This window comes from Chthoniobacter flavus Ellin428 (assembly GCF_000173075.1).
Lineage (GTDB): Bacteria > Verrucomicrobiota > Verrucomicrobiia > Chthoniobacterales > Chthoniobacteraceae > Chthoniobacter > Chthoniobacter flavus.
In genome coordinates this window covers 107026-132033 of sequence record NZ_ABVL01000014.1, presented here as the reverse complement: position 1 = coordinate 132033, position 25008 = coordinate 107026, and the positions used below count along the sequence as shown (strand labels likewise).

The 25008-nt window shown below is 60.6% G+C and carries 25 protein-coding genes; 13 read left to right on the top strand and 12 right to left on the bottom strand.

What is annotated here, in order from left to right:
* Positions 1 to 21: 21 nt before the first annotated feature.
* Positions 22 to 915 carry a helix-turn-helix transcriptional regulator gene (locus CFE428DRAFT_RS20955; protein ID WP_006981649.1) on the bottom strand — a complete coding sequence of 298 codons (894 nt, stop codon included), beginning with the start codon at positions 913 to 915 and terminating at the stop codon, positions 22 to 24.
* A 106-nt stretch (positions 916 to 1021) separates the two neighbouring features.
* Here CFE428DRAFT_RS20955 and CFE428DRAFT_RS20950 point away from each other — a divergent pair, with 106 nt between their 5' ends.
* The 8 genes from CFE428DRAFT_RS20950 to CFE428DRAFT_RS20915 all read left to right on the top strand — a co-directional run bounded on the left by CFE428DRAFT_RS20950 (position 1022) and on the right by CFE428DRAFT_RS20915 (position 8289).
* Positions 1022 to 2272 (top strand): tagaturonate epimerase family protein, encoded by a 1251-nt coding sequence (locus CFE428DRAFT_RS20950; RefSeq protein ID WP_006981648.1) that lies wholly within the window; start codon positions 1022 to 1024, stop codon positions 2270 to 2272.
* A 207-nt stretch (positions 2273 to 2479) separates the two neighbouring features.
* Positions 2480 to 3295, top strand: coding sequence for a sugar phosphate isomerase/epimerase family protein (locus CFE428DRAFT_RS20945; protein WP_006981647.1), 816 nt, complete (start codon positions 2480 to 2482; stop codon positions 3293 to 3295).
* Positions 3292 to 3777 (top strand): hypothetical protein, encoded by a 486-nt coding sequence (locus tag CFE428DRAFT_RS20940; RefSeq protein WP_006981646.1) that lies wholly within the window; start codon positions 3292 to 3294, stop codon positions 3775 to 3777. Before CFE428DRAFT_RS20945 ends, CFE428DRAFT_RS20940 begins: the two co-directional genes overlap by 4 nt.
* A gap of 1 nt (position 3778) precedes the next feature.
* Entirely contained in the window at positions 3779 to 4225 is a 447-nt protein-coding gene (locus CFE428DRAFT_RS20935) for an RbsD/FucU family protein (protein WP_006981645.1), read from the top strand.
* A 176-nt stretch (positions 4226 to 4401) separates the two neighbouring features.
* Positions 4402 to 4824 carry a hypothetical protein gene (locus CFE428DRAFT_RS20930; protein ID WP_006981644.1) on the top strand — a complete coding sequence of 141 codons (423 nt, stop codon included), beginning with the start codon at positions 4402 to 4404 and terminating at the stop codon, positions 4822 to 4824.
* Positions 4825 to 4833: 9 nt separating this feature from the next.
* Positions 4834 to 5766 carry an aldo/keto reductase gene (locus CFE428DRAFT_RS20925; protein WP_006981643.1) on the top strand — a complete coding sequence of 311 codons (933 nt, stop codon included), beginning with the start codon at positions 4834 to 4836 and terminating at the stop codon, positions 5764 to 5766.
* A 1-nt stretch (position 5767) separates the two neighbouring features.
* Positions 5768 to 6802, top strand: coding sequence for a zinc-binding alcohol dehydrogenase family protein (locus tag CFE428DRAFT_RS20920; protein ID WP_006981642.1), 1035 nt, complete (start codon positions 5768 to 5770; stop codon positions 6800 to 6802).
* Between the two features lie 338 nt (positions 6803 to 7140).
* On the top strand, positions 7141 to 8289 hold the full coding sequence (locus CFE428DRAFT_RS20915; protein WP_049975705.1) for a sensor histidine kinase: 1149 nt from the start codon (positions 7141 to 7143) through the stop codon (positions 8287 to 8289).
* A 349-nt stretch (positions 8290 to 8638) separates the two neighbouring features.
* On the opposite strand, the gene hemC is transcribed toward CFE428DRAFT_RS20915, so the two are convergent.
* The 3 genes from hemC to CFE428DRAFT_RS20900 form a co-directional block, all read right to left on the bottom strand.
* Complete coding sequence (gene hemC, locus CFE428DRAFT_RS20910) at positions 8639 to 9562, bottom strand: hydroxymethylbilane synthase (RefSeq protein ID WP_006981640.1); 924 nt, start codon at positions 9560 to 9562, stop codon at positions 8639 to 8641.
* Positions 9559 to 10554, bottom strand: a complete 996-nt coding sequence (hemA, locus tag CFE428DRAFT_RS20905; protein WP_272941130.1) for a glutamyl-tRNA reductase — start codon at positions 10552 to 10554, stop codon at positions 9559 to 9561. The genes hemC and hemA overlap by 4 nt, the downstream gene beginning before the upstream one ends.
* 69 nt (positions 10555 to 10623) lie before the next feature.
* Positions 10624 to 11421 carry a cytochrome C assembly family protein gene (locus CFE428DRAFT_RS20900; RefSeq protein ID WP_006981638.1) on the bottom strand — a complete coding sequence of 266 codons (798 nt, stop codon included), beginning with the start codon at positions 11419 to 11421 and terminating at the stop codon, positions 10624 to 10626.
* A 263-nt stretch (positions 11422 to 11684) separates the two neighbouring features.
* Here CFE428DRAFT_RS20900 and CFE428DRAFT_RS20895 point away from each other — a divergent pair, with 263 nt between their 5' ends.
* Positions 11685 to 12650, top strand: a complete 966-nt coding sequence (locus CFE428DRAFT_RS20895) for a site-2 protease family protein (RefSeq protein WP_237705537.1) — start codon at positions 11685 to 11687, stop codon at positions 12648 to 12650.
* Positions 12651 to 12722: 72 nt separating this feature from the next.
* On the top strand, positions 12723 to 13631 hold the full coding sequence (locus tag CFE428DRAFT_RS34120) for a site-2 protease family protein (RefSeq protein WP_006981636.1): 909 nt from the start codon (positions 12723 to 12725) through the stop codon (positions 13629 to 13631).
* A 191-nt stretch (positions 13632 to 13822) separates the two neighbouring features.
* Here the strand turns inward: CFE428DRAFT_RS34120 and ligD (CFE428DRAFT_RS20885) are convergent, their stop codons facing one another.
* From ligD (CFE428DRAFT_RS20885) to CFE428DRAFT_RS20865, 5 genes are all read right to left on the bottom strand, one after another.
* Positions 13823 to 14752 carry a non-homologous end-joining DNA ligase gene (ligD, locus tag CFE428DRAFT_RS20885; RefSeq protein WP_006981634.1) on the bottom strand — a complete coding sequence of 310 codons (930 nt, stop codon included), beginning with the start codon at positions 14750 to 14752 and terminating at the stop codon, positions 13823 to 13825.
* A gap of 2 nt (positions 14753 to 14754) precedes the next feature.
* Positions 14755 to 16341 carry a non-homologous end-joining DNA ligase gene (gene ligD, locus CFE428DRAFT_RS20880; protein WP_006981633.1) on the bottom strand — a complete coding sequence of 529 codons (1587 nt, stop codon included), beginning with the start codon at positions 16339 to 16341 and terminating at the stop codon, positions 14755 to 14757.
* 132 nt (positions 16342 to 16473) lie between these two features.
* Positions 16474 to 17322, bottom strand: a complete 849-nt coding sequence (gene ku, locus CFE428DRAFT_RS20875; RefSeq protein ID WP_006981632.1) for a non-homologous end joining protein Ku — start codon at positions 17320 to 17322, stop codon at positions 16474 to 16476.
* A gap of 99 nt (positions 17323 to 17421) precedes the next feature.
* Entirely contained in the window at positions 17422 to 17574 is a 153-nt protein-coding gene (locus tag CFE428DRAFT_RS36045) for a DUF3309 family protein (protein WP_006981631.1), read from the bottom strand.
* Positions 17575 to 17723: 149 nt separating this feature from the next.
* Positions 17724 to 18029 carry a hypothetical protein gene (locus CFE428DRAFT_RS20865; RefSeq protein WP_006981630.1) on the bottom strand — a complete coding sequence of 102 codons (306 nt, stop codon included), beginning with the start codon at positions 18027 to 18029 and terminating at the stop codon, positions 17724 to 17726.
* Positions 18030 to 18200: 171 nt separating this feature from the next.
* Between CFE428DRAFT_RS20865 and CFE428DRAFT_RS20860 the strand changes: the two genes are divergently transcribed.
* Entirely contained in the window at positions 18201 to 18611 is a 411-nt protein-coding gene (locus CFE428DRAFT_RS20860; protein ID WP_006981629.1) for a hypothetical protein, read from the top strand.
* Positions 18612 to 18716: 105 nt separating this feature from the next.
* Here CFE428DRAFT_RS20860 and glmS read toward each other — a convergent pair whose 3' ends face one another.
* Entirely contained in the window at positions 18717 to 20567 is a 1851-nt protein-coding gene (glmS, locus tag CFE428DRAFT_RS20855; protein ID WP_006981628.1) for a glutamine--fructose-6-phosphate transaminase (isomerizing), read from the bottom strand.
* A gap of 81 nt (positions 20568 to 20648) precedes the next feature.
* Complete coding sequence (locus CFE428DRAFT_RS20850) at positions 20649 to 21071, bottom strand: hypothetical protein (protein ID WP_042725444.1); 423 nt, start codon at positions 21069 to 21071, stop codon at positions 20649 to 20651.
* Between CFE428DRAFT_RS20850 and mbfA the strand changes: the two genes are divergently transcribed.
* Positions 21070 to 22023: an iron exporter MbfA gene (gene mbfA / locus CFE428DRAFT_RS20845; RefSeq protein WP_006981626.1), complete on the top strand. Its 954-nt coding sequence runs from the start codon at positions 21070 to 21072 to the stop codon at positions 22021 to 22023. The two genes, CFE428DRAFT_RS20850 and mbfA, sit on opposite strands and share 2 nt — an antisense overlap.
* A 3-nt stretch (positions 22024 to 22026) precedes the next feature.
* On the opposite strand, the gene CFE428DRAFT_RS20840 is transcribed toward mbfA, so the two are convergent.
* Positions 22027 to 22206 (bottom strand): hypothetical protein, encoded by a 180-nt coding sequence (locus tag CFE428DRAFT_RS20840; protein ID WP_042725443.1) that lies wholly within the window; start codon positions 22204 to 22206, stop codon positions 22027 to 22029.
* A 1047-nt stretch (positions 22207 to 23253) separates the two neighbouring features.
* Here CFE428DRAFT_RS20840 and CFE428DRAFT_RS20835 point away from each other — a divergent pair.
* Complete coding sequence (locus CFE428DRAFT_RS20835; protein WP_131989491.1) at positions 23254 to 24996, top strand: alkaline phosphatase family protein; 1743 nt, start codon at positions 23254 to 23256, stop codon at positions 24994 to 24996.
* Positions 24997 to 25008: the final 12 nt, after the last annotated feature.

Sequence of the window (25008 nt, the reverse complement as noted above, 5' to 3'; positions counted from 1 at the left end):
ATATTCGTCATTCCGAATTCCTCACTCCCCCCTCCGCTGCGTCCGTGCGAGGAACTTCTCCGGCGCCAGTCCGAAGACACTCCGAAACGCCCGGGAGAAATTGAACGGATCGCTGAATCCCAGCTCTGCCGCCGCTTCCTTCACCAGCATTCCGCGATCGAGGAGCAACTGCGCCGCGCGATTCATTTTCAGGTGCAGGAGATGGCGGTACGGCGTCTGGTGATCGAAACGCTGAAACAGCCGGCAAAGATATGACAGGTTCACCCCAGCCGCGCGCGCCGCGTCGTCGAGCGTCTTGAACTCCAGAAACCGTGCATCGATCAACGCCCGTGCCCGCTGATAGGTCGCCAACGCCCGCGGATCGGCGCCACCCGCCGGCACCGCGCGCTCGGCGATCTTGAGCAACAACACCGGGATCAACGCCGCACACAATGCCGGCCCAAATGGCGATTCGCCGCCACCATTGCGCTGCAGCGACTCGAAAATTTCGCGAATCTCCCCCGGCGTCGAAACCTGCGCCAGGCGCCCCGGCCGCACCGGGCCGTCTTCGAGCAACTCCTTCGCCCGACGCCCGACGAAATCGACATAGTATTTCAACATCGGCCGCCCCGGCTCCGTGCGAATGGTGTGCGGCACGCGCGGCCCGTAGGCAAAGACCACACCCGGCCGCAACCGGCACCGTTTCCCCGCGAGCAGCAATGAGCCCTCGCCCTCCGCGACAAATTCCACCGCGTAATACGGAAACGTCCGCCGCTGCACGACATAATCGGGCCGCACCCGCTCGACGCCACCGCATACCACCGTGATCTCACGCGTCGCCCGCGGCTGGAGATCGAGATAATAGCGGCGCGCCTCCGCCACCTGGGTGGAGACGAAGCTGGGACGTTTTTCGGGAAAGTGCGTTTGGACGTTCAACCGTAAACAAGGTCAAGATTCGACATGCCTTAGTCAATCCCCGCCATTCCCAAACCCGGTCCCCTCGGCATAGCCTTATCTCCCTCGCTCTTCCCCTTTCCCGTTTATGCTCACCCTCGAAAAATTCACCATCGGCGTCGGCGACCGTTTCGCCCACCAGGCGGCCGCGCAGTTGCGCGCCTTTCAACAAGCCGCCAGGGATGGCGTCGAAGTCGTACCCGTCTGGAACAAATCGAACCGCGAACACACCTTCGTCGGCTCGGAACCGCAGAGCGTCTTCGACGCCGCGCAGGCCGCGGTGAAATCCCTCGGCTGGGAAAAAGGCTGGCACGTGGACGCCGATCACATCCGCCTCGAGACCGTCGGCCGCTTCCTCCCCTGCTCTGATTTCTTCACCATCGACGTCGCCGATTCCATCGCCCAGCCCGTCGCGCCGGAAGCGGTTGGCGCCTTTATCGATCGCCATCCCGAACTCCTCGGCCGCGTCCAGATCGAAGGCATCGATCGCCCCTTTGAAATCACCCGCGACGAAGTCGCACGCATCGCCGGCAAATTCCTTCTCGCCGTGCAGGACGCGGGCAAGATTTACCGGCATATCGCCGAGGCCAAAGGCGAAGGCAACATCATCGCGGAGGTGTCCATGGACGAAACGGATTCGCCGCAGACGCCGCCCGAGTTGCTCGTCATCCTCGCCGCGCTGGCCGATGAAAAAGTGCGCGTCCAGACCATCGCGCCGAAATTCACCGGGCGCTTTAACAAGGGTGTCGATTACGTCGGCGATCTCGTGCAGTTCGAGAAGGAATTCCACGACGACCTCGCCGTCATCCGCCACGCCATCGCGCGCTACGGATTGCCGGCGAACCTCAAGCTCTCGGTCCACAGCGGCTCGGACAAATTTTCGCTCTACCCGATCATCCGCCGCACGCTGCCGCAGTTCGGCGCCGGCCTGCACCTCAAGACCGCCGGGACGACGTGGCTGGAGGAAATCATCGGCCTCGCCGAAGCGGGTGGCGAAGGCCTGGCCTTCGCCAGGGAAATGTATGCGCAAGCGATCGGTCATGTGGATGAACTCTGCGCGCCGTATGCCTCGGTCATCGACATCGATCGCGCCAAGCTGCCCAGCGCTGAGACGGTGAATGGCTGGACCAGCGAGCAATTCGTCCGCGCCCTGCGCCACGTGCCGAGCGATCCGCAATTCAACTCCAGCCTGCGCCAACTCCTGCACGTCGGCTTCAAGCTCGCCGCCAAGGCCGGCCGCCGTTACCTCGACCTGCTCGAAGCCAACGCGGAAGTCGTCGGCCGCAATGTGACCGGGAACATTTACGCGCGGCATCTCCGGCCGCTGTTTATCGGGTAGGACGAAAGTTTCTGGTTTCTAGTTTCTGGTTCCCACCACGGGACCGATTCTCGAATCCAGAAACCAGCTTCTTAATCTTACGCTTAATCGTAATCTTAATCCCTCCTTCTGACGGCGGGTTAACAAAAGAGAGTAAGATTATGATTATGATTAAGAGCATCTGCGCTGCCACACAGTTTCTATAAGCTAAATTCAACCTTCTTCCCCGTGCGCTCCGCCATCACCATCTCCATCACTCCCCAAGCCCGTCGCGGTCCGTTTGTTTTTCACGACGGATTGGCCGACGGGATCGAGCAAGCCGCGAAGCTCGGCTTCGATGCCGTGGAAATTTTCCCGCCGGCAGCGAACGCCATCGACGAGGCCGAACTGCAGGGATTGCTCGATCATCATTCGCTGAAGGTCGCGGCCATCGGCACCGGCGCTGGCTGGGTTATTCATAATTGGTCGCTGACCAATCCGGACCCGACGTTCCGTCAGCGGGCACGCGATTTCATTCGCGCGATCATCGATGTCGCCGCGGGCTTCGGCGCGCCGGCGATCATTGGTTCCATGCAGGGCAAGGTCGACGTCGACGTCACCCGCGAACACGCGCTGGAGTGGCTTGCGGAAGGGCTCGAGGAACTCGGTGATCACGCTGCTTCGCACGGCCAGCCGCTGCTTTATGAATTCCTCAATCGCTACGAGACGAATCTGTTCAATCGCGTCGCACCGACGGTGGACTTCGTCCGTGGTCTGAGGACAAAGGGCGTGAAGGTCCTCGCCGATCTCTTCCACATGAACATCGAGGAGAGCGATCTCCCGGCGGCCATTCGCGCGGGCAAGGATTGGATCGGCCACGTGCATTTCGCCGACTCGAATCGACAGGCCATCGGCTGCGGCCACACGCGCATCGAGCCGATCATCGCCGCCCTGCGGGAGATCGGCTACACGGGCTATCTCTCGGCGGAAATTTTTCCGCAGCCGGATGCGCTCACCGCGGCACGCCAGACCATCGAAAGCTTCCGCAAATGCAGTGCGTCATGAGACACGTTTGGTTTTGGTTCATCCTTCTCGCGCTGCCGTTATCCACGCTGGCGGACACAGGATGGCGTGATTACGTCAACCTTCGTTTTGGGTTCAAGATGAGCTACCCGGCCGAACTGGTTGCCAGCGCTGAACCGGAGAACGGCGACGGTCGCGAATACCATACCAAGAATAAGGAGTTCAGCGTCACCGCCTACGGACACTACCTGGTCGACGCCACCCTGAACTCCCTCTGGGAAGACGACCTCAAGGAGTTCGGCAGGCACATTACTTACAAGCGGAAAGCGGCGAATTGGTATGTCGTCTCGGGCGTGAAGGATGGCACGGAGTTCTACCGCAAGGTCCACACCAAGGGAGACAATTGCGCGGTGCTGCATTTCACGTATTCGCAGGTCAAAGCGAGGGAATATGATCCTTGGGTGGAAAAAATCGTCAAAAGCTTCAAGCCCTTCCTGAAGATCCACTACGAAGACGCCAAATAGCATGCTCAAGACCACGCTCCTTCATCCCGATATCCTGCGCATCGTCGCGCGCGGGGGGCATCATTCGAAAATCCTCATCGCCGATGGCAATTATCCCGCGGCGACAAAGAAAGGCCCGAATGCCGAGCTGGTGTGCCTGCAACTCACGCCCGGCGTGCCGACCGTTTCGCAAGTGCTGCGCACATTGCTCAGCGCTCTGCCCATCGATCACGTAAATACCATGGGCATTCCGCCGGATGATCCCTACGCGCAGCAGGGCGACCCTCCGGTGTGGGCCGAGTATCGCCAGATCGTCGCGGAGTCCGGCATGAAGCTCACGCTCGAGCCGATCCTCAAATGGGACTTTTACCAACACGTCGAATCGCCCGACCACATCCTCACCATCCAGACCGCCGACCAGTCGCTGTGGGCCAATGTGCTCCTCACGCTGGGGTGCCGGGTGGACTAGGCATCCGAATAGAATGTCACGCCCAGCCAAACGAACTGTTACCTGGGAGGGGCGACTTCCCAGTCACCCTGCGTTGCTAATCGACGCCCAAGGGATGGCGCTTCACGCGTTGGGTCGGTCGGCGACTGGGAAGTCGCCGATGCCGGTGTTTTCCACACCCAAACGCAACTAGCGATATGAAACGCCTCCTCGCTCTCGCTCTTCTCGCCATCACCACCACGACCGTCCGCGCGGCTGATCCCGCGGCAGCCAGCCTCACCGGCCACTACGAACTCGCGAAGAAAAACAATTCGCCGCTTTCCCTCGACGTGCAGCAAAAGGGCAAAACCGCGACGACCTCCTTTTCCGCCGCGCATGCCGATGGCTCCGGCGCCGCGCCGGATGGCGATGGCGAAGGCACGGTGAACGCGAAGGGCGAACTCGAATTCAAATGGACCGACAGCTTTGACAACGCCGGCACCGGCGTCCTGCGCCACGACGGCAAGTTGTATCACCTCTCGCTCAAGCCGAGCAAGGTCACCGACCCACGCGCCACGGTTTTCTACGGCGAGATCACGCTCAAGCGCACCTCGACCAAGCCGCAGATGAGCACCCGCTGATTTTCTCCCATGCAAACCCGCCGCCTCGGCCAGACCGACCTCCAGCTTCCCATCCTCAGCTTCGGCGCTTCGTCGCTCGGGCAGGAATTCCGCAGCGTGAAACTCGACGAAGCGCTCGACTCCGTGCGCGTCGCGCTCGATTCCGGACTCAACTTCATCGATACCTCGCCCTTTTACGGCCGCGGGATGAGCGAAGTGCTGCTCGGCATCGCCCTGCGCGGTGTGCCGCGCGACAGCTACACGCTCTGCACCAAGCTCGGCCGCTACGATCTCCAGCACTTCGACTTTTCCGCAAAGCGCGTGGCCGAAAGCGTGGACGTGTCGCTCCACCGCCTCGGCACGGACCACCTCGACATCATCCTCTGCCACGACATCGAATTCGTGCCCATGCAGCAGATCGTCGATGAAACGATCCCCGCGTTGCGCAAGATCCAACAGGCTGGCAAGGTTCGTTACATCGGCTTCTCCGGCTACCCGATGAAGATCTTCCGTTTCATCCTCGACCAGACGAGCGTCGATTGCGTGCTCAGCTACAATCAATACACGCTGCAGAACACGCGCTTCGCCGATGAGGCCGTTCCGTATCTCAAATCAAAAGGCGTGGGGGTGATGAACGCCGGCCCCTTCAGCGCGCGCCTGCTCACCAATGCCCCGTTGCCCCCGTGGCTGAAGGAACCCGAAGACGTGAAAGCCGCGGCGCGTCAGGCCGCCGAGCATTGCGCCAGCAAGGGCGTGGACATCGCCAAGCTCGCGCTGCAGTTCTGCCTCGCGAACCCGGACATCACCACTACGGTCTCCGGCAGCGCCAACCCGAACAACATTCGCAACTGGGCCAAGTGGGCCGCCGAACCGCTCGACGAAACGCTGCTCCGCGAAGTGCAGGACATCTTCGCTCCCGTGAAAAACATCGGCCACCGCGAAGGCCTTCCCGAGAACAACTGACATGAAAGCCATCTCCCTCGATCAACCGCAAAAGTTTCGCCTCATCGACACCGCCGAACCGGCCGCGCCCGGACCGGGCGATGCGCTGGTGAAGGTGCATCGTGTGGGCATCTGCGGCACGGATTACGGCGGCTATCTCGGCAAGATGCCATTCTTCAGCTACCCGCGCATTCCCGGGCACGAGCTCGGTGTGGAAGTGCTGGCCGTGGGCGAAGGCGTGACCAATGTGCAGCCGGGCGACCGCTGCTCGGTCGAGCCGTATCTTAATTGCCAGAAGTGCTACGCCTGCCGTCGCGGCCACACGAACTGCTGCGAGCACAACAAGACGCTCGGCGTGATGTGCGATGGCGGCCTGGCAGAGCGTTACGTGCTGCCCGCGCGCAAGCTACACATCTCTCGCCAGCTCACCTTCGATCAACTCGCGCTCGTCGAGACGCTGGCCATCGGCTGCCATGCCGTGAATCGCGGCGCGTCGCAGGCCGGTGAGCATGTGCTCGTCATCGGCGCGGGACCGATCGGGCTTTCCGCCATCGAGTTTGCGAAACTCAGCGGCGCGCGCACCATCGTCATGGATATGAATGCCGGCCGACTCGCGTTTGTCCGCGAGAAGATGGGCGTACCCGATACCATCGAGCTCACGCCCGGCGGAGAAGCCGCCGCGGTCGAGCAGCTCAGCGCCATCACCAATGGTCAACTCGCCGACGTGGTCATCGATGCCACTGGCAGCAACAAATCCATGTCCGCCGCGCTCGCGTATTGCGCTTTCGCCGGCCGGCTTGTCTACGTCGGCATCACCCAGCAGGAGGTCAGCTTCCTGCATTCGCCAATCATGCACCGCCGCGAAGTCTCGATCATGGCCTCACGCAATGCGCTGCCACCCGATTTCAAGCGCATCATCGCGCTCATCGAGGAAGGCAGGATCGACACCGTCCCGTGGATCACGCACCACGCCGCGTTCGATACGATGATCGACGCCTTCCCCGGCTGGTTGAGGCCGGAGACGGGTGTGATCAAGGCGGTCGTCGAGGTGGCGTGAGGGGAATGACGAATGATCCTGCGGAGACGGTAACGAACGCGGAAGGCAGAAGGTCACATTGAATGCCGAATGACCGCTTGGGCATTTGTGCTTTGGCATTCATTCGTCATTCGTCATTCCGCTCTCTCCGCGGTGAAATCTTCCTTTGCTAAGTAATCCGCACTCCCGCGGATGAGATGGGTTGTTTTAGAACAAATGCCACTAGCGTGTTGCACCGAGTGCTGCTTTACTTTGCAAATACATGGCAACTCCATCAGCCGATCTGCCATCGCGAGAAACACCGGTCATCACGCGTTGGCCCGGTGTTTCGCCATCCCCCTCCGGCATATGGCTGTGCCTTGGGGCTTACTCTCATTGCCTTTCTCACCCGCTGGATTTTTGACGCCAGCCTGGCGAACTCGTCGCGGATGCTCTTTTTCGTCCTCGCCGCGGCGGTCAGTGCATTTCTGCTCGGGCGTGGGCCGGGCATTTTCTCCACCCTCGTCGGCACGCTTCTCGGAAACTATTTCTTCTTCCTCCCCCGCTACTCGTTTCACATCCACTCCTCCGCGGCGACCATCACCTTCGCCATGTCGGTGGTCGAAGGCCTGGTCATCAGCTTCTGCGCCGGCTACCTGCACCGCGCCTTGCTCATGCGCGACGCCGCCCAAGGGGAATTGCGCAATCTCTACGAGGCCGAGCGCCGGGCCCACGAAGCCGCGGATGAATTGAACCGGACGAAGGATTATTTCCTCGCCGTGCTCAGCCACGAATTACGCGGCCCGCTCAGCGCGATCAGTTATTGCGTGGCCGATCGATTGAAGGACAAGACGTTGACCGAGGAAGTGCGGAGCGATTTCGACCTCATCGATCGCAACGCGCACATGCAGGCGCGGCTCATCTCGGATCTGCTCGATCTCACGCGGCTCACGCGCGGCAAGTTCGAGATCGAATTGCGGCCGCTCGATCTGCACCTGCTCCTGACGGAAGCGGTGCGCACGGCGGGCATCGATGGCCAGCTCATGGGCCCGTTGCCCGCGCTTCACCTCCGCGCGCAGGAAACGCGGATGGAAGGCGATCGCGACCGGTTGCTGCAGGTTTTTTGGAACATCCTGCGCAATGCGGCCAAGTTTACGCCGCAGGATGGGCACATCGAAATCGAGACCACGAATCCGGCCCCGGGTCGGATCGCGGTGCGGATCAGCGATAGCGGCGTCGGCCTCACGCAGGAATCGATGGAGCGCATCTTTCATCCCTTCGAGCAGGCCGGCCGCGAGACGAATCGCAAACATGGTGGTCTCGGCCTCGGCCTGGCCATCGCGCGTGGGATTGTGGAATTACACGATGGCACGCTCACTGGAGCGAGCCCGGGGCTTGGCGCAGGCACGACGTTTACCATCGATCTGCCTTCGGTGGCCCGCACCGATTTGCCGGCATCGTCGAAGCGCTCGGGGATCGAGCGACCGGCGCGCTCGGGAGTGGTGCGACCGCCGGTCAGTGTGGGATAGAATCTTCCGTCGGTGTGGGCGGGATCGGGTAACCAGTAAGAGTGTAGCGGAAGTAGACCGGCCAATCTGCGAAGTAATCCAATGTTTCGTACGTAAACTCCCAAGACAGTGTCAACGAACCGGTCCTGTCTATAAACCACATTCGGCTGGAGAGACGTTTCCAATGCCCTCCCTGTTTTACCAGCACTCGTTCGGCTTGGCTGCGAGCTCGCACATACGAGATGGTCAACAGCGTGGCGATCACGGCAATCGCGAAAAGAACGATCAGAAGCCATCCACGGAATCTCCGAATCCCAGAATCTCGATCGGCAGGCATGGCATCAGCGATTCAGCGGACAGGACAGGCCATTCAGTGTTGCTCTAGCTGAGCAAACACCTCCGCCGCCACAGCCTCCGGCGTCGCGGCTTCTGCCTCGGCCTGCTTCGGCGGGGCGTCGGGCGGGCCGAAGAGGATCGCCCGCATGGCGATGCCGCCGGGGAGCAGCTTCGTGCGCACGCCTACCGGCAACGCACAGTCGCCGGCCAACAAACGCTGCAGTTCACGCTCGGCGCGGATGGCGAGATGCGTCTCGCGATGGTCGATCTTCTGCAATACCGCCGCTACTTCCGCGCGGTCAGCGCGGCTTTGCAAAGCGATCGCCCCCTGGCCGATGGCCGGTAACAAATCCTCCGCCAGCGAGGTGACATAAAATTTCCCATGCTCGGTTTCGAGCCGGCCAGCGCTGAGATCGTGACCCAGCCGCTCCAGCCCCGCCTGCGCGAGGATGATGCCGGTGACATCGTCCCGCTCCGCCAACTTGCGCAAACGCGTCTGCACATTGCCGCGCCATTCTTCGACGCGCACATCGGGCCGGCGCCATTGCAATTGCCGCGCCCGGCGCACACTGCTCGTGCCGAGCAACACGCCCTGCGGCAGGTCGAGCAAGGTCTGCGGCTGCTTGGTGATGAGCACATCCGCGGTCGGCGCACGCTCCAGCACCGCGGTGATGTCGAGGCCTGGTGGATTGTGTCCGGGTAGGTCTTTGAGACTGTGGACCGCCACATCGATCGAGCCGTTCAACAAAGCGTCCTCGAGCTCTTTCGTGAAGAGACCTTTGCCGCCGGCTTCGTTGGCGCGGAGAAGGCTGAGGTCGAGCTTCTTATCCCCGCGCGTCACGAATTCCCGCCGCTCGATCTGCATGGCGGGAAAGGCTGCAGCCAGCGCCTTCGTCGTCAACTCCACCTGGGCAACGGCCAGCGCCGAGGCGCGGGTTCCAAGAATGATCGACTTCAACTCTGTCCTCCCGACACCGCTTCCGAATAGCGCACCCCAGCCTGCGTCCAGCCGCCGGCCAGCCATTCGCCAAATTCCACAGCATGCCGCTCGATCATCTGCTCGCAAATCACGAGTTCCTGTTTGCGGACGTTCATGGATTGGTCAGCCCTCGCTTGCAGCGCGTCGATGTCATAAAGATACACTCCCTCGATGTCGTTCACCGCGGGCTCGATGTCGCGCGGCACGGCGAGATCGATGCAGAAAAGCGGGCGATCCGGCCGCGTGCGCATGATCGGGCCGAGTTGCGCCGCGGTGAGCACGTGATGCGGAGCGGCCGTGGAACCGATGAGAATATCCACGTCGTGAAACTCCCGCGGCCAGTCTTCGAAATGAATGGCCTTGCCCTTCATCTTCTCCGCCAGGGTCACCGCGCGATCGTAGGAACGATTCGCCACGAAAATCGATTTCACGCCGCGGGCGGAAAGTGCCCCGGCGGTCAGCTCGCTCATCTCGCCGGCGCCGAGGATCATCACGTGGCAGGTCGACAGCTTGCCGAAAATCTTCTCGGCGAGTTCCACCGCCGCCGAACCGACGCTCACTGAGCCGCGGGTGATGTTGGTGTTGGTGCGCACGTCCTTGGCCACATTGAAGGCGCGCTGGAAAAACTTGTTCAGATGTTTTGCCGTCGTCTTTCCGGCGCTGGCCGCGGCGTAGGCTTTCTTCACCTGGCCGAGGATTTCGGTCTCGCCGAGCACCATGGAATCCAGCCCGCTGACCACGCGGAAGAGGTGGCGGACGGCGGCCGCGGTGGGCAATTGGAAAAAGGCGCTGCCCGGCGGCTCGGCGAGGCGCGTGGTCAGGAATTCATTCACCGCGCCAAAACCCTGCGCTGCCTGCTCCGCGGCCACGTAGAATTCCACGCGATTGCAGGTGGAGACGACCACCACCTCGCTCACGCCCTCTGATCCCAGAAGCTGCTTGGGCGACCTCCGTGGCTTCGGTTTCCCCAATGGCAAATTTTTCCCGGATGGCGACGGGGGCGGTATGGTGGCTGAGGCCGAGGCAGAGAATCTCCATCGCTACAGACCACCTTTCTGCGTAATGAAATTTAGACCTCCCAGCGTGATCAACAGGACGCTGAACGCCGCCACGGACAACCACGCAACGCGCCGCGGGCTGATCCGATGCCGCCATTCCGCGGTGAGGATGAACCCGTAAAGGAACCAGACGCCGACCGCCCACGCGGTCACGACCGAGTGAGTGAAGATGCTCCCAAGGCCAAATCCCGCGCCGAGCCCGACGGTGAGCAACAGAAAGCCGACGATAATCAGCCGGGTATTGGCTACGGCCAGATCGCGGATCGGCGGGAGATGATAGAAGATCGAGTGGATATTGTGACTCTTAAGCTGCTTTTCCTGAGCCAGATACATCACCCCCGCAACAAAGGCCAGCGCGAAGGCGCCGTAGGCGACCACGGAGAGAGCCGCGTGCAATTCCAGCCAGCCATTGGGCGGATTGGCTGTCTTGATCGGCGCATGATCGTGAGCCAGCAGCAGCGCGGCCACCAGAAAGAGAAAAGCCAGCGGCGAGGTAAACGCCCCCAACAGGGAAAGGCGGTAAGTCGGACCAATGAGCAGGTAAAAGAGAACGGTCGACCAACTCAGGAAGACCAGCACCTCAAAGAGGCTGGTCAGCGGACACCGCCCCAGGGCATGCCCCCGAAGGTAAAGAAAGCCCGTCTGACAGAGAAAACCGGTGAGGATCGCGAAGAAATTGAGCCGCGAAGCCTTGTACACGCGCGCCCCCAAGGCATGCATCGTATAAGCAAAGCCAAAGAGAAAACAGAATGTAGCGATGACCAACAGGAGTCGATCCATGCGGTGGGGAGGCAAGATATATCGGGCTCAACCGGGTTTGGCAAATCACGCGGGTGCGTAAGACACCAAAAAGTGCACGCCCGAAGCGGCTGCCTCTGAGTGAAGCCATATGACCTGCAAGACCGTGCACCCGCTGGTCCAGTGGCGCACGACTCCGGTGTCAGTCCTGATGATGGAACCTCATTCGGCAGGATAGGCAAATTCGCGCGATCGTCTTCCGAGACGGCATTCTCTGGCCAAGGCAGCGGCCGCCGCGCGTAGCAATGTCCCTTGCTACTCTCGGACACGTTGGCCAGAGTGCGCCGATGTTTACTGGGAGAGGAAAATCGCTACGGTTGTTTCGGGTCTCGGGGGTGGACGTATACGTGCACTGGTCGTGGCTCTTCGTCGCCCTCTGGCAGATTGAAAACCGCAGCCACGTCTACAGCTCTCTCACTTCGGCGGCAGCAGAATATCTGGGGCTTTTCGCCATCCTCCTGATCTGCGCCTTCGGCAAGGTGATGGCCACCCGGCAGGTCGGAGGCAGGGCGACTGGAGTCCTCCTTTGGCCACTGGGCTGCACGACTTACGTCTCTTCTTTACCGCGTCGTGGCGCCGAGCTTTGGCGCGCCGCCGCGGGACCTCTGGTGAATGTCGGACTCTTTCTCGTTTTCACGGCTCTGCTCTGGCTCGACGGAATTCCGCTCACGGCCAAATCCCTCCCAGCCGTCGACGATCTGGACAGGCTCCTGCGGAACCTGTGGTTCCTCAATATCGTCGTGTTACTTTTCAATCTGCTGCCCATCTATCCGCTGGACGGTGGGCGAATCCTACGGACTCTCCTATGGTCCTTCCTGAGCCGCGCGCGCAGCCTGTATGTTGCCGTGCTGTGCGGATTTTTGGCCACGCTCGCCCTTGGATATTGGGCGCTTTACAGAGAGTCCATCTGGATCGGCGTTTTGGCCTTCTACCTTTTCCTGACCTGTCGTCGGAACTGGGAGCGAGCCAAAGGCCTCGTGGTCCTGGAGAGGCTGCCGCAAAGAAAGGAACTCTTCTGCCCCTCCTGCCACGCGCATCCACCGATCGGCACCCATTGGCGCTGCCAGCAGTGCGGAACCCGCATTGACGCCTTCGCCCCGCCGTCGGAATGCCCACAGTGTAAAACGGTGTTTCCGGGCACGCAATGTCAGTATTGCCAGGAATCACATCCCATCGCGGCGTGGGCCGCCGGTTCGCCACTGACGTCCTGAGCAGGGCCCGGAAAGACTGCCGCCAGGTGATGTTCCTTGCCGCGCAGAAGACCGTCGGCGAGAGTGACTGGTATGGCCTCTCAAAGGACAGATTCGCTACGGTTGTTTCGCGTCTTTGGGATCGACGTTTACGTTCACTGGGCGTGGATTTTCGTGGCCATTTACCAGATCAACTACCGGGCCCATGCCTACTCTTCCATCGGCTGGAAAATAGCGGAGTATTTGTCGCTGTTCCTGATCGTCCTGATTCACGAGTTCGGTCACGCGCTGGCCACCCGGCAGGTCGGCGGCAAAGCGGATCAAATTCTCCTCTGGCCTTTCGGCGGCATCGCCTACGTCTCGCCGCCGGCCCGGCCGGGTGCGGAGCTTTGGAGCATTGCTGCCGGCCCGTTGGTGAATGTGGTACTGTTTTTCGTATTCACCGCAGTGGTTCGGTTTCAGGAAATCCCCCTATCCTTCGATGCGCACCTTCCCGACCTAGAGACCTTCCTGCGCAACCTCTGGTGGATCAATACTGGACTGCTGATCTTCAATCTGCTTCCGGTCTATCCGTTGGATGGGGGACAAATCTTTCGCTCGCTCCTGTGGTTCTTCATCGGTCGGGCCCGCAGCATGTATGTTGCTGCCATTTTCGGCTTTCTGGGCGCCGCCGCGCTCGGAGTGTTGGCATTGACGAAGCGGGATATCTGGCTGGGCCTCATCACCTTTTACCTCGCCTCGAATTGCCGCCGCGCTTGGGACCACGCCAAGACACTCACCGCGCTCGAGCGTCTGCCGCGTCGACCGGAGTTCACCTGTCCATCCTGTCATGTGCACCCGCCGATCGGGGCTCTGTGGCGCTGCCATCAGTGCGGAGTTGGCTTCGACACCTTTGAGACCCGCGCGGAATGTCCGCACTGTCATACCACTTTTCCGACGACGATCTGCATCGACTGCCGGGAGTCTCATCCACTTTTCGACTGGATGCGCCGCGTCTCTTGAAGGGCGTCGTAGCGGTCCATCCCCAAAAATTCGCGCGTCAATTGAAATGGAATGCAACCGCCCTTCGCTTCGTCCCCGAAGAGCTTCTGCCATGAACACCGACTCATTTCTTTGGGGACTCGTGTGGTTCATTTTGGCCGCGCTCCTCATGACGTCGTGAGTCAGGCAGCCGCTCCCGCAGTCCCCCCAGTTTAATCGTCCAGTTTTTCGAGCCGCCGCAAGGCGGGTAGCTTCTGTTTCAAGGTCAGAACCGGCTCGAAAAGGTCGCCCAGTTTTTTCACGCGCCGGAGCACTTCTTCACTGTCAAAGCTCAAGGATTCCGCCCCTTTCTTCTTCACTGCCGCCGCCACTTCTTTCCAAGTCACCGGCGTCGATACCGTGGGCCGCTCCTTGGCCCGCAGGGAGTAAACATTGATCGTCGTCTTCTTGTCGTCGTTCTGACTCCAGTCGACGAGCACCTTGCCTTTGCGCAGGACTTTTTGCATGCGCGAGACGACTAACTCCGGGTGCTGCTTCTCCAGCAGCAGCGCCAGCGTGTGGGCGAAGGCCTTGGTTTTCTCGTAAGTCACGGCAGTGTTCAGCGGCACGTAGACCTGCAGGCCTTTCGACCCCGAGGTTTTCGGAAATGACTCCAAGCCGAACCCATCGAATATCTCCTTCACCCACAGGCCGACCTGGCAGCATTGCACGATGTCCGCCGGAGCGCCGGGATCGAGGTCGAAGGCCAGCGCCGTCGGTTTGTCGATCGCCTTGGCGCGATGCAGAAAGGTATGCAGCTCGAGGTCCGCGAGATTGGCGGCCCAGACCAGGGCCGGGAGGTCGTTCATCACGCAGTAATCGATGGCCCCGCCCTCGTTCTTCGCCACCTTTGCCGTCTTCACCCAATCGGGCCGGTGACTCGGACACTGCTTCTCATAGAAGAAGAAACCGTCGACACCTTCCGGGTAGCGCTTGAGGCTGATCGGCCGGTCCTTCAAGTGCGGCAGCAGCACCTCGGAGATGCGGATGTAATAGTCGATCACCTGGCCCTTGGTGAACCCGACCTTCGGGTAGAAGACCTTCTCCAGGTTGCTGACATTGACCTTTCGTCCGGCCACATCGAGCGTCGCTTTCGTGCTCATAATCAGGATGCTTTTTCGCGAACCACCTCGCTGGCGTCCTTATCCTCGCGCAGGCCCAGGAAGACCGGCTGGCGCAACACGTCGTCGCGTGTCCATTCACCAAACTTGATCTGACACACCATCTTCGGCTCGACCCAATGGCAGCGCCTCATCTCCGCGGCGGTGATCCCTTGCTTCCAACGCCCGCTACTCTTCGCAGGTAGATTGGCAAAAGGACACTTCTGGCGCGCGATTTTCTTGAAAGCCGCATACAGACTCTTGAGCACGCTGTGGTTGAACCCCGTGCCGACTTTCCCGCAGTAGATCAGCTTCCCCTTCTGTTGCACGCCAACCAGCAGCGCACCAAAGTGCGGCCGGCTTCCTTCCGGATCGGTATAGCCGCCGATGACGAACTCCTGCTCTTGCTGAATCTTGAGCTTGATCCATGCGCCCGTGCGTTTGCCCGCTTCGTAGAGCGAATCGGCGCGCTTCCCGATGAGTCCTTCGAGATTCAGCTTCCGCACCTGGGCCAGCAACCGTTTGGCATCGGTGCCCAGCGTATCCGAAAAGCGAATGACTTCCGGTGCGCCACGCAATAAGTGGGCAAGCTTTTCCCGACGCTCATCCAATGGCAGGCCGACCAGCTTCTCGCCATTGAGCTGCAGCAAATCGAAGGCGTAGAAAAACAGCGGTGGCCGTTCCTCGCCGAGTTCGCGTGCCTGGAGCAATTGGAATGAAGAACGTCCCTCGCCATCGAGCGCCACGATCTCGCCATCGACGATCGCGTCCTGCACGTCGAGCGCGAGCACCGCTTCCATCACCTCGGGAAATTTCGCCCCAAAATCCTTTTCGTTGCGCGAGAGCAAACGCACCTGACTGCCCCCCTTCAAGGCCAGCGCGCGAAAGCCGTCGAACTTAATCTCATAACTCCACTCCCCGTGCGGCGGATGCGCCGCGAGTCGAGCCTTCATTGGCTCGACAAATTTTGGCAGCGGCGCCGGCCGAGCCGGGCGACGCTTTGCTCCCTTCGACGTTGTCTCACTCGCGGACTTCGATTGCCACACGCGATCGCCCTGCGAAAGCTGGTGCATCGAACGCCCGGAAAGCGCCGACGTGTCCTCCTGTTTCTTCGACACCGGCTTCATGTTTTCCCCGCCGCGGATGAGCAGCCATTGGTTCTCATCCCGCAACCGCACCAGATACCACTCGCCCTTCAGTTTTTTCCCATGGAGCGTGAAGTGCAGTTTCCCTTTCTCCAGATCCTTCGCCGGCGACTTGCTCTGGGGCTCGAATGTCCCTTGGTCCCACACCATCACCGTTCCGCCGCCATATTGCCCCTCGGGAATCGTCCCTTCGAAATCGATATAGGCCAGTGGGTGATCCTCCACGTGCACTGCGAGATGTTTTTCCCCGTGCGCGAACGGCATCCCCTTCGGCACCGCCCACGATTTCAACGTCCCACCGATCTCCAAACGAAAGTCGTAGTGCAACCGGCTGGCATCGTGTTTCTGCACGACGAAGCGATGCCCTGCTTTCCGTTTCGCCGGTGCAGCATCCGGCTCTGGCGTTTTGCGAAAGTCGCGTTTCCGGGTGTACTCCTTGAGCGACATGGCCGGTGCTTAAATACTGTGAAATAAACCGGCGGAGAGATTGTTTGGCCCGCGAATCACACTGATGACGCGAATGAAAATTTCTCCATTCGTGTCATTCGCGTGATTTGCGGGCCTTTTTTTCACAGTCTCTTACGCCGCTTTCTTGTGAGTAGCGTGGTGCGCCCGCGATTTCTTCGCCGCGCGCTTCTTGCCGCCCTTCGCCTCGCCCTTGGTTTGCTGCAGGCTCTTCTGCAACACCGAGACGAGATCGATGACGTTCGTCGCCTTATGCTTCTTCGCCGGCTTCGGGCCGGCCTTGTCGCCATGCTCGATCTTGTCCTCGATGAGCTTCTCGAGGGCCAGATGATATTCGTCGGTGTATTCCTGCGGATGCCAATTGGTGGACATGCTCGTGATGAGTTGGCGCGCCATCTGCATCTCGGCCTTTCCCACCGTCTTCTCCTTGGGCTGATCGAATTCGGAAACGTCGACAAGTTCCCGCGGGAAATGCATGAGTTCCAGCATGAGGCCTTTCTTCTGCGGCTTTACCGCCGCGAGATGTTGCCGGGCGCGGATGACCACTTTAGCGATGGCGATCTTGCCGGTGTCCATCAGCGCATCGCGCAAAAGGACGTAGGCCTTGTCGCCGCCTTTGCCCACTTCCAGATAATACGGTTTGTAGAAGAGCAACGGATCCACATCCGCGAGACTCACAAAATTGATGATATCGACCGTCTGCGTCGCCTCGACATCCACCCGCGCAAAATCCTCCTCCTTGAGAATGACGAACTTTCCCTTCTCGTATTCATACCCTTTCACGATCTGATCCCAAGGCACCTCCTTTCCATCCGCCTCGGCCACGCGCTTGTAATTCACCGGGCTATGATCGGTCGACCGCAAGAGGCGGAATTTCAATTCCTCGCGTTGGGTGGCGGGGTAAAGCGAAACGGGAATCGTTACCAGGCCAAAGGTAATGGAACCTTTCCAGAGAACTCTCATAATTAGATGGGCCCCAAGGATTCGTCGGCGGAGCGTGGAGCGGACGCGTTGACACGTTCGCTCCACGAAACCGCAGGCAATCTCTGGATGCGTCTCGCTCTACAGGTGGCCGGTCAAGGCCAGGATCACGACGATGAGCAGCACCAAGCCGAGGCCGCCACCGGGGTAATAACCCCAACTATTACTATATGGCCACATCGGGAGCGCCCCCACCAGGAGCAGCACTAACAATATAATCAGAAGCAATGACATAGGTTTCTCCTTTACCCCTAAATCGCTTTCGCCCGTTGGCGTGGATGGGAGGTTGGAGGGACGCGCTGCCGTGCGTGCCCCAATATTCCTCGCCTCGCCGAAGATGGGAACCCGCCGGCACGCGTCCTTCCGAGCGTTCGCGGCCAGCGTTACCTCACAACCAGCACTCCATCCGCCGGCGAGATGATGCAGTCCTCCACCGGCACTTCCTTGGTGCCGAGGAAACCGCGCCGATTAAAAAGAGCACGATCCCCCTCGATGCCTTCCGACAAGAGCCGGGGCCAGTGCAAAAAGCTTTCCACCGCCCGGCCAACATAGACGAACGGCTGATGGTGCTCATGAACGCGAACGGTGGTGGTGTGTTCGGAGTAGACCGTGGTATCGCCCGCCAGGGCCGACCCGGCGCCTGGAAAAACGAGTGGGAGGAGGAGAGAAGCCAGTTTCGCGTATTTCATAGTCAATGTGTGGTTCGCGGACAGCCGAGCGGACGGCTTCACCTCTTTTACCCGAAACGATTTTATTTTCAAACCCAACGGAACGAAATTGGTTGTGGGCTTTCGTATGGCGATCGTTTTTTAATCTACCTCAACGCGTCCATAGCTCCTTTCTTTCTCGAAACATTCGATATGAACCCCACCGGTCGTCTGTCCTTTACCGCCCTCGCCACCGCCTGCCTCCTCGCGGGATTTTCCGCCTGCGAGACCCCCTCCCGAGATGCCTATTTCGCGGAAGCGGGCCAAAGCACCACCTCGGTGGATCTGAAGCCCGGCGCCAGCGGCCGAACCGGCGTCGCCGTGGAGGGGGTGGGCCGACCGGAAGGCATCGGGCGGGTGGGCCGGTATTACTATTACATCCGCGATGGCGCCGCCACGCGCCTCTACCAGCGCCAACGCTTCGCCCAAGGCTACTCGGTGGATCGCAGCGGCCAGGTCATCGCACGCGATGGCAGCGTGGTCGTACTCCACAATTACGAGATGGTCACTTTCTCCGGCGAACGCATCACGATTCCGCCAGGGGTGAATTTTCCGGCTCACTAGGCGGCCTGGCACATAGGAGGAATGGGAAGAATAGGAGGTATGGGAGCACAGTAGCTCCTATTCCTCCCATACTTCCTATCGCGAGCGACGTAGCCGCTTTGACCGCTACTCCACCGTCACGCTCTTCGCGAGATTGCGCGGCTTGTCCACGTCGCAGCCGAGCGTCACGGCCGTGTGATAAGCCAGCAATTGCAGCGGGATCGAAGTGAGAATCGGCGAGAGAAAATCCGGGCACGGCGGGATGAAGATCACGTCGTCGGAGACCTTCTCGATCTTCGTATTTCCCTCGGTGGCGATGCTGATGATCGGCCCTTTGCGCGCGCGCACTTCCTCGATGTTGCTCACGTTCTTCTCGAACACCGAATCGTCCGGCGCGATGAAGACGCTCGGCACATCCGCGCTGATCAGCGCGATGACGCCGTGCTTGAGCTCCGCCGAGGGATGGCCGCTGGCGTGGATGTAGGAAATCTCCTTCATCTTCAGCGCGCCCTCGAGCGCCACCGGATAGTTGAACTGCCGGCCGAGGAACATCATCGAATGCGCGCCGCTGTACTTCTCGGCGATCTTCTTGATATGATCGGTCTGCTCCAAAATCTTCGCCACCTTCGCCGGGATCGCTTCGAGTTCATCGATGATGCGCAAACCCTCAGTCGTGCTCATGTGGCGGATGCGCCCGAGTAGCAGACCGATGAGGGTGAGGATCGTGACCTGCGAGGTGAACGACTTCGTCGCCGCCACGCCGATCTCCGGCCCCGCGTGCATGTAGACACCACCGTCGCTCTCGCGGGCAATGGTGCTGGCCACGTTGTTGCAAACGCCCAGCGTGCGATGCCCCTTGCGCTGGCTTTCGCGGAGGGCGGCCAGGGTGTCCGCTGTCTCACCGCTTTGCGAAATCACGAAGACGAGCGAATCCTTCGGCAGCGGCATGTTGCGGTAGCGGAACTCGCTGGCGAATTCCACTTCCGTCGGCACGTGCGCGAGTTCTTCGATGATGTACTCGCCCACCATGGCCGCGTGACTGGCCGTGCCGCAACCGGTGAGGATGATGCGCTCGACGCTGCGCAGTTCGGCATTCGTCATCTCCAGTCCGCCGAGCTTGGAGGTGGCTTCCTCGCGGCTGAGACGGCCACGCATCGCGTCCTGGATCGTCTCGGTCTGCTCGTAGATCTCCTTGAGCATGTAGTGCGGGAAGTCGCCCTTGTTCACGTCCTCTTCGCTGAACTCGACCTTCGATACCTCGAAACCGCTCGCCCCGCCGAGCAGGCTGCTAATCTCGAACTCCTCGCGGGTCAGCGCCGCGATGTCGTAGTCCTTCAAATAAATGGCGTCGCGCGTGTAGGCCACGATGGCCGAGACGTCGCTGGCAAAGAAATTCTCGCCCTTGCCCACGCCGAGCACGAGCGGGCTGCCCCGCCGCGCGCCGACGAGCACATCCGGCAGATCCTTGTGCATGAGCACGATGCCGTAGGTGCCGACGACTTGTTTCAGTGCGAGGCGCAGCGCTTCCACCAGGCGCCCCTTCGTCGGTTCGCCACCGATCGCGTCATAGTGTTTGCCAATGAGGTGCGCGAGCACTTCGGTGTCCGTCTGGCTTTTGAAAGTGTGCCCTTCGCGAACGAGCTGGTCCTTCAGCACGTTGTAATTTTCGATCACCCCATTGTGGCAGAGGTGAAGCTGGCCGCTTTCGTCCGAGTGCGGGTGCGCGTTTTCATCCGTCACGCCGCCGTGCGTGGCCCAGCGGGTGTGCGAAATGCCCGCGGTGCCGGCGGGCGGCGATTGCTTGATCAATTCGGCCAGGTTGGCGATGCGGCCAACGCGTTTGCGCGTCTCGATTTTGCCGCCGTCGTAGATGGCCACACCGGCGCTGTCATAGCCGCGATATTCCAACCGACGCAGGCCGTCGAGAAGGATGGGAACCGCCTGGGATTTGCCGATGTAGCCGATGATGCCGCACATAAAATAAGGAATGATGAAGTGAAGGCGCACCCTGCCAGAGGAGGCAGGGTTGCGCAAGCGGCGCGAGGACCGGCGGACCGCTTACAAATATTCCGTGGGATACCTTCTCTGCTCCGCGGCCACGCGCAGTCGCTGGAGGCAAAGCTCGACGATGCCCTGGTCGAAGTGGCCGCGTAGGCGGCAGATCGCGCGCTGTAAACGCAACGCCAGCAAATCGTTGCGTCCTTGGATCGAATCGAACCTCGCCAGCAGCCGCTCTCCTTCCGCCACCGCGATATCTACTTTGTGCTGCGTGGAGAGAACAAACGGATTGGCGTTAAGCAGGAGAGACATTGACAAAAGCGACAGCTCAAGTGGTGATCGCATCCCGCCGTCGCACTGGATGGATGGGAAATGACGAATGCGTAATGACGAATGACGAACGAAGGCAAAAAGCACGAATGCCTCATTCGTCATTCCGTTCCGCCTTCCCTCACCCTCGATTCGTCCGTAAAACTCGACCATGCATTTTCGTGATCTCAACGAGGCCCAGATTCTCGCGCTCGCCATCACTTCGGAGGAGGAAGACGGGCGCATTTATCGCGACTTCGCCGAGGGGCTGCGCGCCGATTTTCCCGCCACCGCCGAACTCTTCACCCGCATGGCCGATGAGGAATCCGGGCACCGCCATCGCTTGCTCGATCTCTACCAAAAGAAATTTGGCGAACACGTGCCGCTCATTCGTCGACAGGACGTCGAGGGCTTCAATATCCGGCGGCCTTCCTGGCTCACCACCTCACTGCGTCCCGAGAAGGCGCGCGAGGAAGCGGCGATCATGGAACAGGACGCCCGCCGCTTCTACGAGGCCTCGGCGCAAAAGGCCACCGACGCCGCCGTGCGCCAGCTCCTCGGCGATCTCGCCAATGAAGAACTGAAACACGAGGCCACCGCCGAGAGCGTCAATGCCGAGCAAACCCAGGCCGGCGAAGTCGAGCAGGAGCACGAGACCGCGAAGCGCATGTTCGTCTTGCGTTTTGTGCAGCCCGGGCTCGCGGGCCTCATGGATGGCTCCGTCTCCACACTCGCTCCACTCTTCGCCGCCGCCTTCGCCACGGGCAACACCGGCGAAACGTTCAAGGTCGGTCTCGCCGCGTCCGTCGGCGCAGGCATCAGCATGGGCTTCGCCGAGGCGCTCTCCGATGATGGCAAGCTGAGCGGCCGCGGCCATCCCTGGCTGCGTGGCACCGTCTGCGGACTCATGACCACGCTCGGCGGCATCGGCCACACCCTGCCGTATCTCATTCACAACTTTCACCTCGCCACGAGCATCGCCATTGCCGTCGTCGTGGTGGAACTCGCCGTCATCTCCTGGATCCGCTACCGCTACATGGACACGCCCTTCCTCTCCGCGAGTTTCCAAGTCATCGTCGGCGGCGTTCTCGTCTTCCTCGCCGGCTGGTTGATCGGCGCGGGTTAAAGATTACTGCGGGCGCAGCGGCTGGCTGACGACACCATTCACCGCGCGCACGATGCGGCGGAGATTGTCAGCGAGTTGCGGGCGTTGTTCGGGATGTTCGCCCCACGCGCGCTGCACGGACATCCAGGTCCGTTTGCCGGCCTGAGAGACATGGAATTCTTGAAGACGAATGACTTGCATCATAATAGGAATCGCATCCCGGGTGATGGCGGAATGGAGGGAGGGCGCGGGAGCATCGCCGATATTTATCGTCTGTCCACCCTTCATTTTCTCGCTCCATAAACACCCCATCGCTAATCCGATAACAAATACCTCCGCCGACAGGTTGGCTGGAAAATCTACGTACTAGTAGTGTCGCGCACCGCGGAGAAGAGCGAGCCATTGAGGCAAGGCAGTGTTTACGAACACCGTTTGGCGTGACTGGGCGCGAAAGCGTTTCGGAGTGCGCCCGTCCTCTGGCGCTTTGGGAGTCACCTCTCGAAAGCGGTAGAGGACTCTAAGCATTACCCACATCTTTGGTCGGTTTAGGGACAGCGGGGAATTCGGCTGCGGCTCACTGGGAGGGGCGACTTTCCAGTCGCCCTGCGTCGCGGAGCGACGCCCAAAAGATGGCGCTCCGCGCGTTTGTTCCGGTCGGCGACCCTGCCATGGCGGGGTCGCCGCTCCCAAGGCGCTATCCGTATCGACGTCCAAACACCGGGCAAAGATGTGGGTAATGCTTAGAGAGGACTGCCGCACTCCAAGAACGCAAGCGTCATTGGCTCGCTTTACCATCATTCGTCAACATCGCCTCGAGCGATCGGAGAATCGGCTTCGCAAAGTAAATATCCGAGGGAATGAATTGGCTGCGCTTCCCGGCTGAAGCGCTCCGCTCCCGCCAATGTTACGTGGGCGTACGGTGGCTCGAGATGCCGTAGTTACCGTCACTAAATACGATGAATTCACCTTCGAAACATCCAATGGAGGCTGCTTTCGAGACAACGAACGGAACGGATAAGTAGATGAACGTATCTCGGCTACCGGCAGCGACTTATAGTTACTATTTCTCGAGAGAGATAAGTTCACAAAGGTTTATCATTTCCGACGCACTGTCGTGACAAACGCCACCGAATTATCCCGTGCGGCGCGATAATTCACGCCGGCATCACCTCAAAATACAAACCCAATAATTCGGACACGATGAAACACACCGCAATCGCAACAGACCGCACTTCGGGCAACTCCATTACCATGAGTTTGCTCCGACTGGGCCGCTGCATTCTCGCGACGAGCATCGCCAGCCTGCTGCTGGCCGCTGCTTCCACTCCCACTCAGGCCGACGAGGATACCCAGGGCGGTGGCGGCCAGGGCGAGCATCACGGCGGAAACTTTGGCCACGGGAAACTCGTCAACCACGTCCTCCTCATCTCGGTCGACGGTCTCCACCAGTCGGATCTCGCCTCGTATATCCGCAGTCATCCCAAGTCGACCCTGGCCGCCCTCGCCGCCAGCGGCGTCAATTACATCAATGCCAGCACTCCGTTCCCTTCCGACTCGTTTCCCGGAATGGTCGGCCAGGCCACGGGTGGCAACCCTTCCTCGACCGGCATCTATTACGATGACACTTGGAATCGCGCCGTCTTCCCGGCCGGCACCATCAACCCCACTGGCCCCGCTCCCGGAGCCGAGGTGACTTACTTCGAGCAACTGGACTTGAATCTCGGCGCTCTCGACGCCGGCCAGGGCATCGTCCCGGCGCCGGGCAACGATCCCTGGGCAAATATCCTCCAGTTGAGCGGCAACCCGGTGAATCTCATCGATCCCAAGCAGTTGCCCGTCGACGCCCACACCGGCAAGCCGATTTACCCGGGCGAGTATCTCCGCGTGAATACCATCTTCGAGGTGGCTCATGAGCACCACCTGCTCACCGCCTGGTCCGACAAACATCCGGCCTATCAGATTCTCTCAGGTCCTTCCGGCCTCGGCGTGGACGACTATTTCACCCCGGAGATCAACAGCAGCGCCAACCCAGCGGCGCCCACGGATCCCAACCAGAACGACTGGACCACGAACAACCTCAGCACGCAGCAGTACGACAATTACAAGGTCCAGGCCGTGATCAACTGGATCAACGGTCACCGCCACGATGGCTCCGGGAATCCCGGCACGCCCGCTATCTTCGGCATGAACTTCCAGACCGTGTCGACCGCGCAAAAGTTGCCGACCTCGCCAACGAACGGTGATTTGTCCGGCAACGCTCCCGGCGGCTACCTGGCCGATGGCGCGACGCCCGGCACCGTCCTGTCCAACGCGCTCGACTTTGTCGACCGCTCGCTCGGCAGCATGGTGGCCGCGCTCCAGCAGCGCGGACTCTACAACGACACGGCGATCATCATTTCCGCCAAACATGGCCAGTCGCCGATGAATCCGGCCGCGCTCAATCGCATCAAGGACAGTTCCATCATCGACGCGCTCAACGCCGCCTGGAAAAGCGCCGGCCATAACGGGAACGACCTGGTACCCTTCAGCGTCAACGACGACGGAATGCTGATCTGGATCGACAACCAATGGCACAACGATCCGACTGCGGCGCCGTTCGCCAAAAACTTCCTCCTCAACTACAACGTTCCGGGTGGAAGCGTCGACGGCAAGGATATCACCTCGGCAGGGCTCATGCAGGTTTTTGCCGGCGCGGAAGCGGCCGAGTTCATCGGGGCCAACCCGAACGATCCGCGCCTCCCTGATGTCATCGGCATCGCCCAGTACGGCGTCGTTTACACAAGCAAGAAGAGCAAGATCTCCGAGCACGGCGGCGGCCATCCCGAAGACCGCAATGTGCCGATTCTTCTTTCCTTCCCCAACGCGCCCGGTGGCTCCGGTTACTCGGATCCGGTCGAAACCACGCAGATCGCGCCGACCATCCTCCGCTTGCTCGGTCTCAATCCGAACGAGTTGCAGGCCGTCCGCCTCGAAGGCACCCAAACGCTCTTCTAAGATCAGACATCT

What these genes read in the sequence shown, in the direction of transcription:
- CFE428DRAFT_RS20950 (WP_006981648.1), top strand. Translation starts at nt 1,022, where the DNA reads ATGCTCACCCTCGAAAAATTCACCATCGGCGTCGGCGACCGTTTCGCC.
- CFE428DRAFT_RS20940 (WP_006981646.1), top strand. Translation starts at nt 3,292, where the DNA reads ATGAGACACGTTTGGTTTTGGTTCATCCTTCTCGCGCTGCCGTTATCC.
- CFE428DRAFT_RS20935 (WP_006981645.1), top strand. Translation starts at nt 3,779, where the DNA reads ATGCTCAAGACCACGCTCCTTCATCCCGATATCCTGCGCATCGTCGCG.
- CFE428DRAFT_RS20930 (WP_006981644.1), top strand. Translation starts at nt 4,402, where the DNA reads ATGAAACGCCTCCTCGCTCTCGCTCTTCTCGCCATCACCACCACGACC.
- CFE428DRAFT_RS20925 (WP_006981643.1), top strand. Translation starts at nt 4,834, where the DNA reads ATGCAAACCCGCCGCCTCGGCCAGACCGACCTCCAGCTTCCCATCCTC.
- CFE428DRAFT_RS20920 (WP_006981642.1), top strand. Translation starts at nt 5,768, where the DNA reads ATGAAAGCCATCTCCCTCGATCAACCGCAAAAGTTTCGCCTCATCGAC.
- CFE428DRAFT_RS20900 (WP_006981638.1), bottom strand. Translation starts at nt 11,421, where the DNA reads ATGGATCGACTCCTGTTGGTCATCGCTACATTCTGTTTTCTCTTTGGC.
- CFE428DRAFT_RS20895 (WP_237705537.1), top strand. Translation starts at nt 11,685, where the DNA reads ATGTCCCTTGCTACTCTCGGACACGTTGGCCAGAGTGCGCCGATGTTT.
- CFE428DRAFT_RS34120 (WP_006981636.1), top strand. Translation starts at nt 12,723, where the DNA reads ATGGCCTCTCAAAGGACAGATTCGCTACGGTTGTTTCGCGTCTTTGGG.
- ligD (WP_006981634.1), bottom strand. Translation starts at nt 14,752, where the DNA reads ATGAGCACGAAAGCGACGCTCGATGTGGCCGGACGAAAGGTCAATGTC.
- ligD (WP_006981633.1), bottom strand. Translation starts at nt 16,341, where the DNA reads ATGTCGCTCAAGGAGTACACCCGGAAACGCGACTTTCGCAAAACGCCA.
- ku (WP_006981632.1), bottom strand. Translation starts at nt 17,322, where the DNA reads ATGAGAGTTCTCTGGAAAGGTTCCATTACCTTTGGCCTGGTAACGATT.
- CFE428DRAFT_RS36045 (WP_006981631.1), bottom strand. Translation starts at nt 17,574, where the DNA reads ATGTCATTGCTTCTGATTATATTGTTAGTGCTGCTCCTGGTGGGGGCG.
- CFE428DRAFT_RS20865 (WP_006981630.1), bottom strand. Translation starts at nt 18,029, where the DNA reads ATGAAATACGCGAAACTGGCTTCTCTCCTCCTCCCACTCGTTTTTCCA.
- CFE428DRAFT_RS20860 (WP_006981629.1), top strand. Translation starts at nt 18,201, where the DNA reads ATGAACCCCACCGGTCGTCTGTCCTTTACCGCCCTCGCCACCGCCTGC.
- glmS (WP_006981628.1), bottom strand. Translation starts at nt 20,567, where the DNA reads ATGTGCGGCATCATCGGCTACATCGGCAAATCCCAGGCGGTTCCCATC.
- mbfA (WP_006981626.1), top strand. Translation starts at nt 21,070, where the DNA reads ATGCATTTTCGTGATCTCAACGAGGCCCAGATTCTCGCGCTCGCCATC.
- CFE428DRAFT_RS20850 (WP_042725444.1), bottom strand. Translation starts at nt 21,071, where the DNA reads ATGGTCGAGTTTTACGGACGAATCGAGGGTGAGGGAAGGCGGAACGGA.
- CFE428DRAFT_RS20840 (WP_042725443.1), bottom strand. Translation starts at nt 22,206, where the DNA reads ATGATGCAAGTCATTCGTCTTCAAGAATTCCATGTCTCTCAGGCCGGC.
- CFE428DRAFT_RS20835 (WP_131989491.1), top strand. Translation starts at nt 23,254, where the DNA reads ATGAGTTTGCTCCGACTGGGCCGCTGCATTCTCGCGACGAGCATCGCC.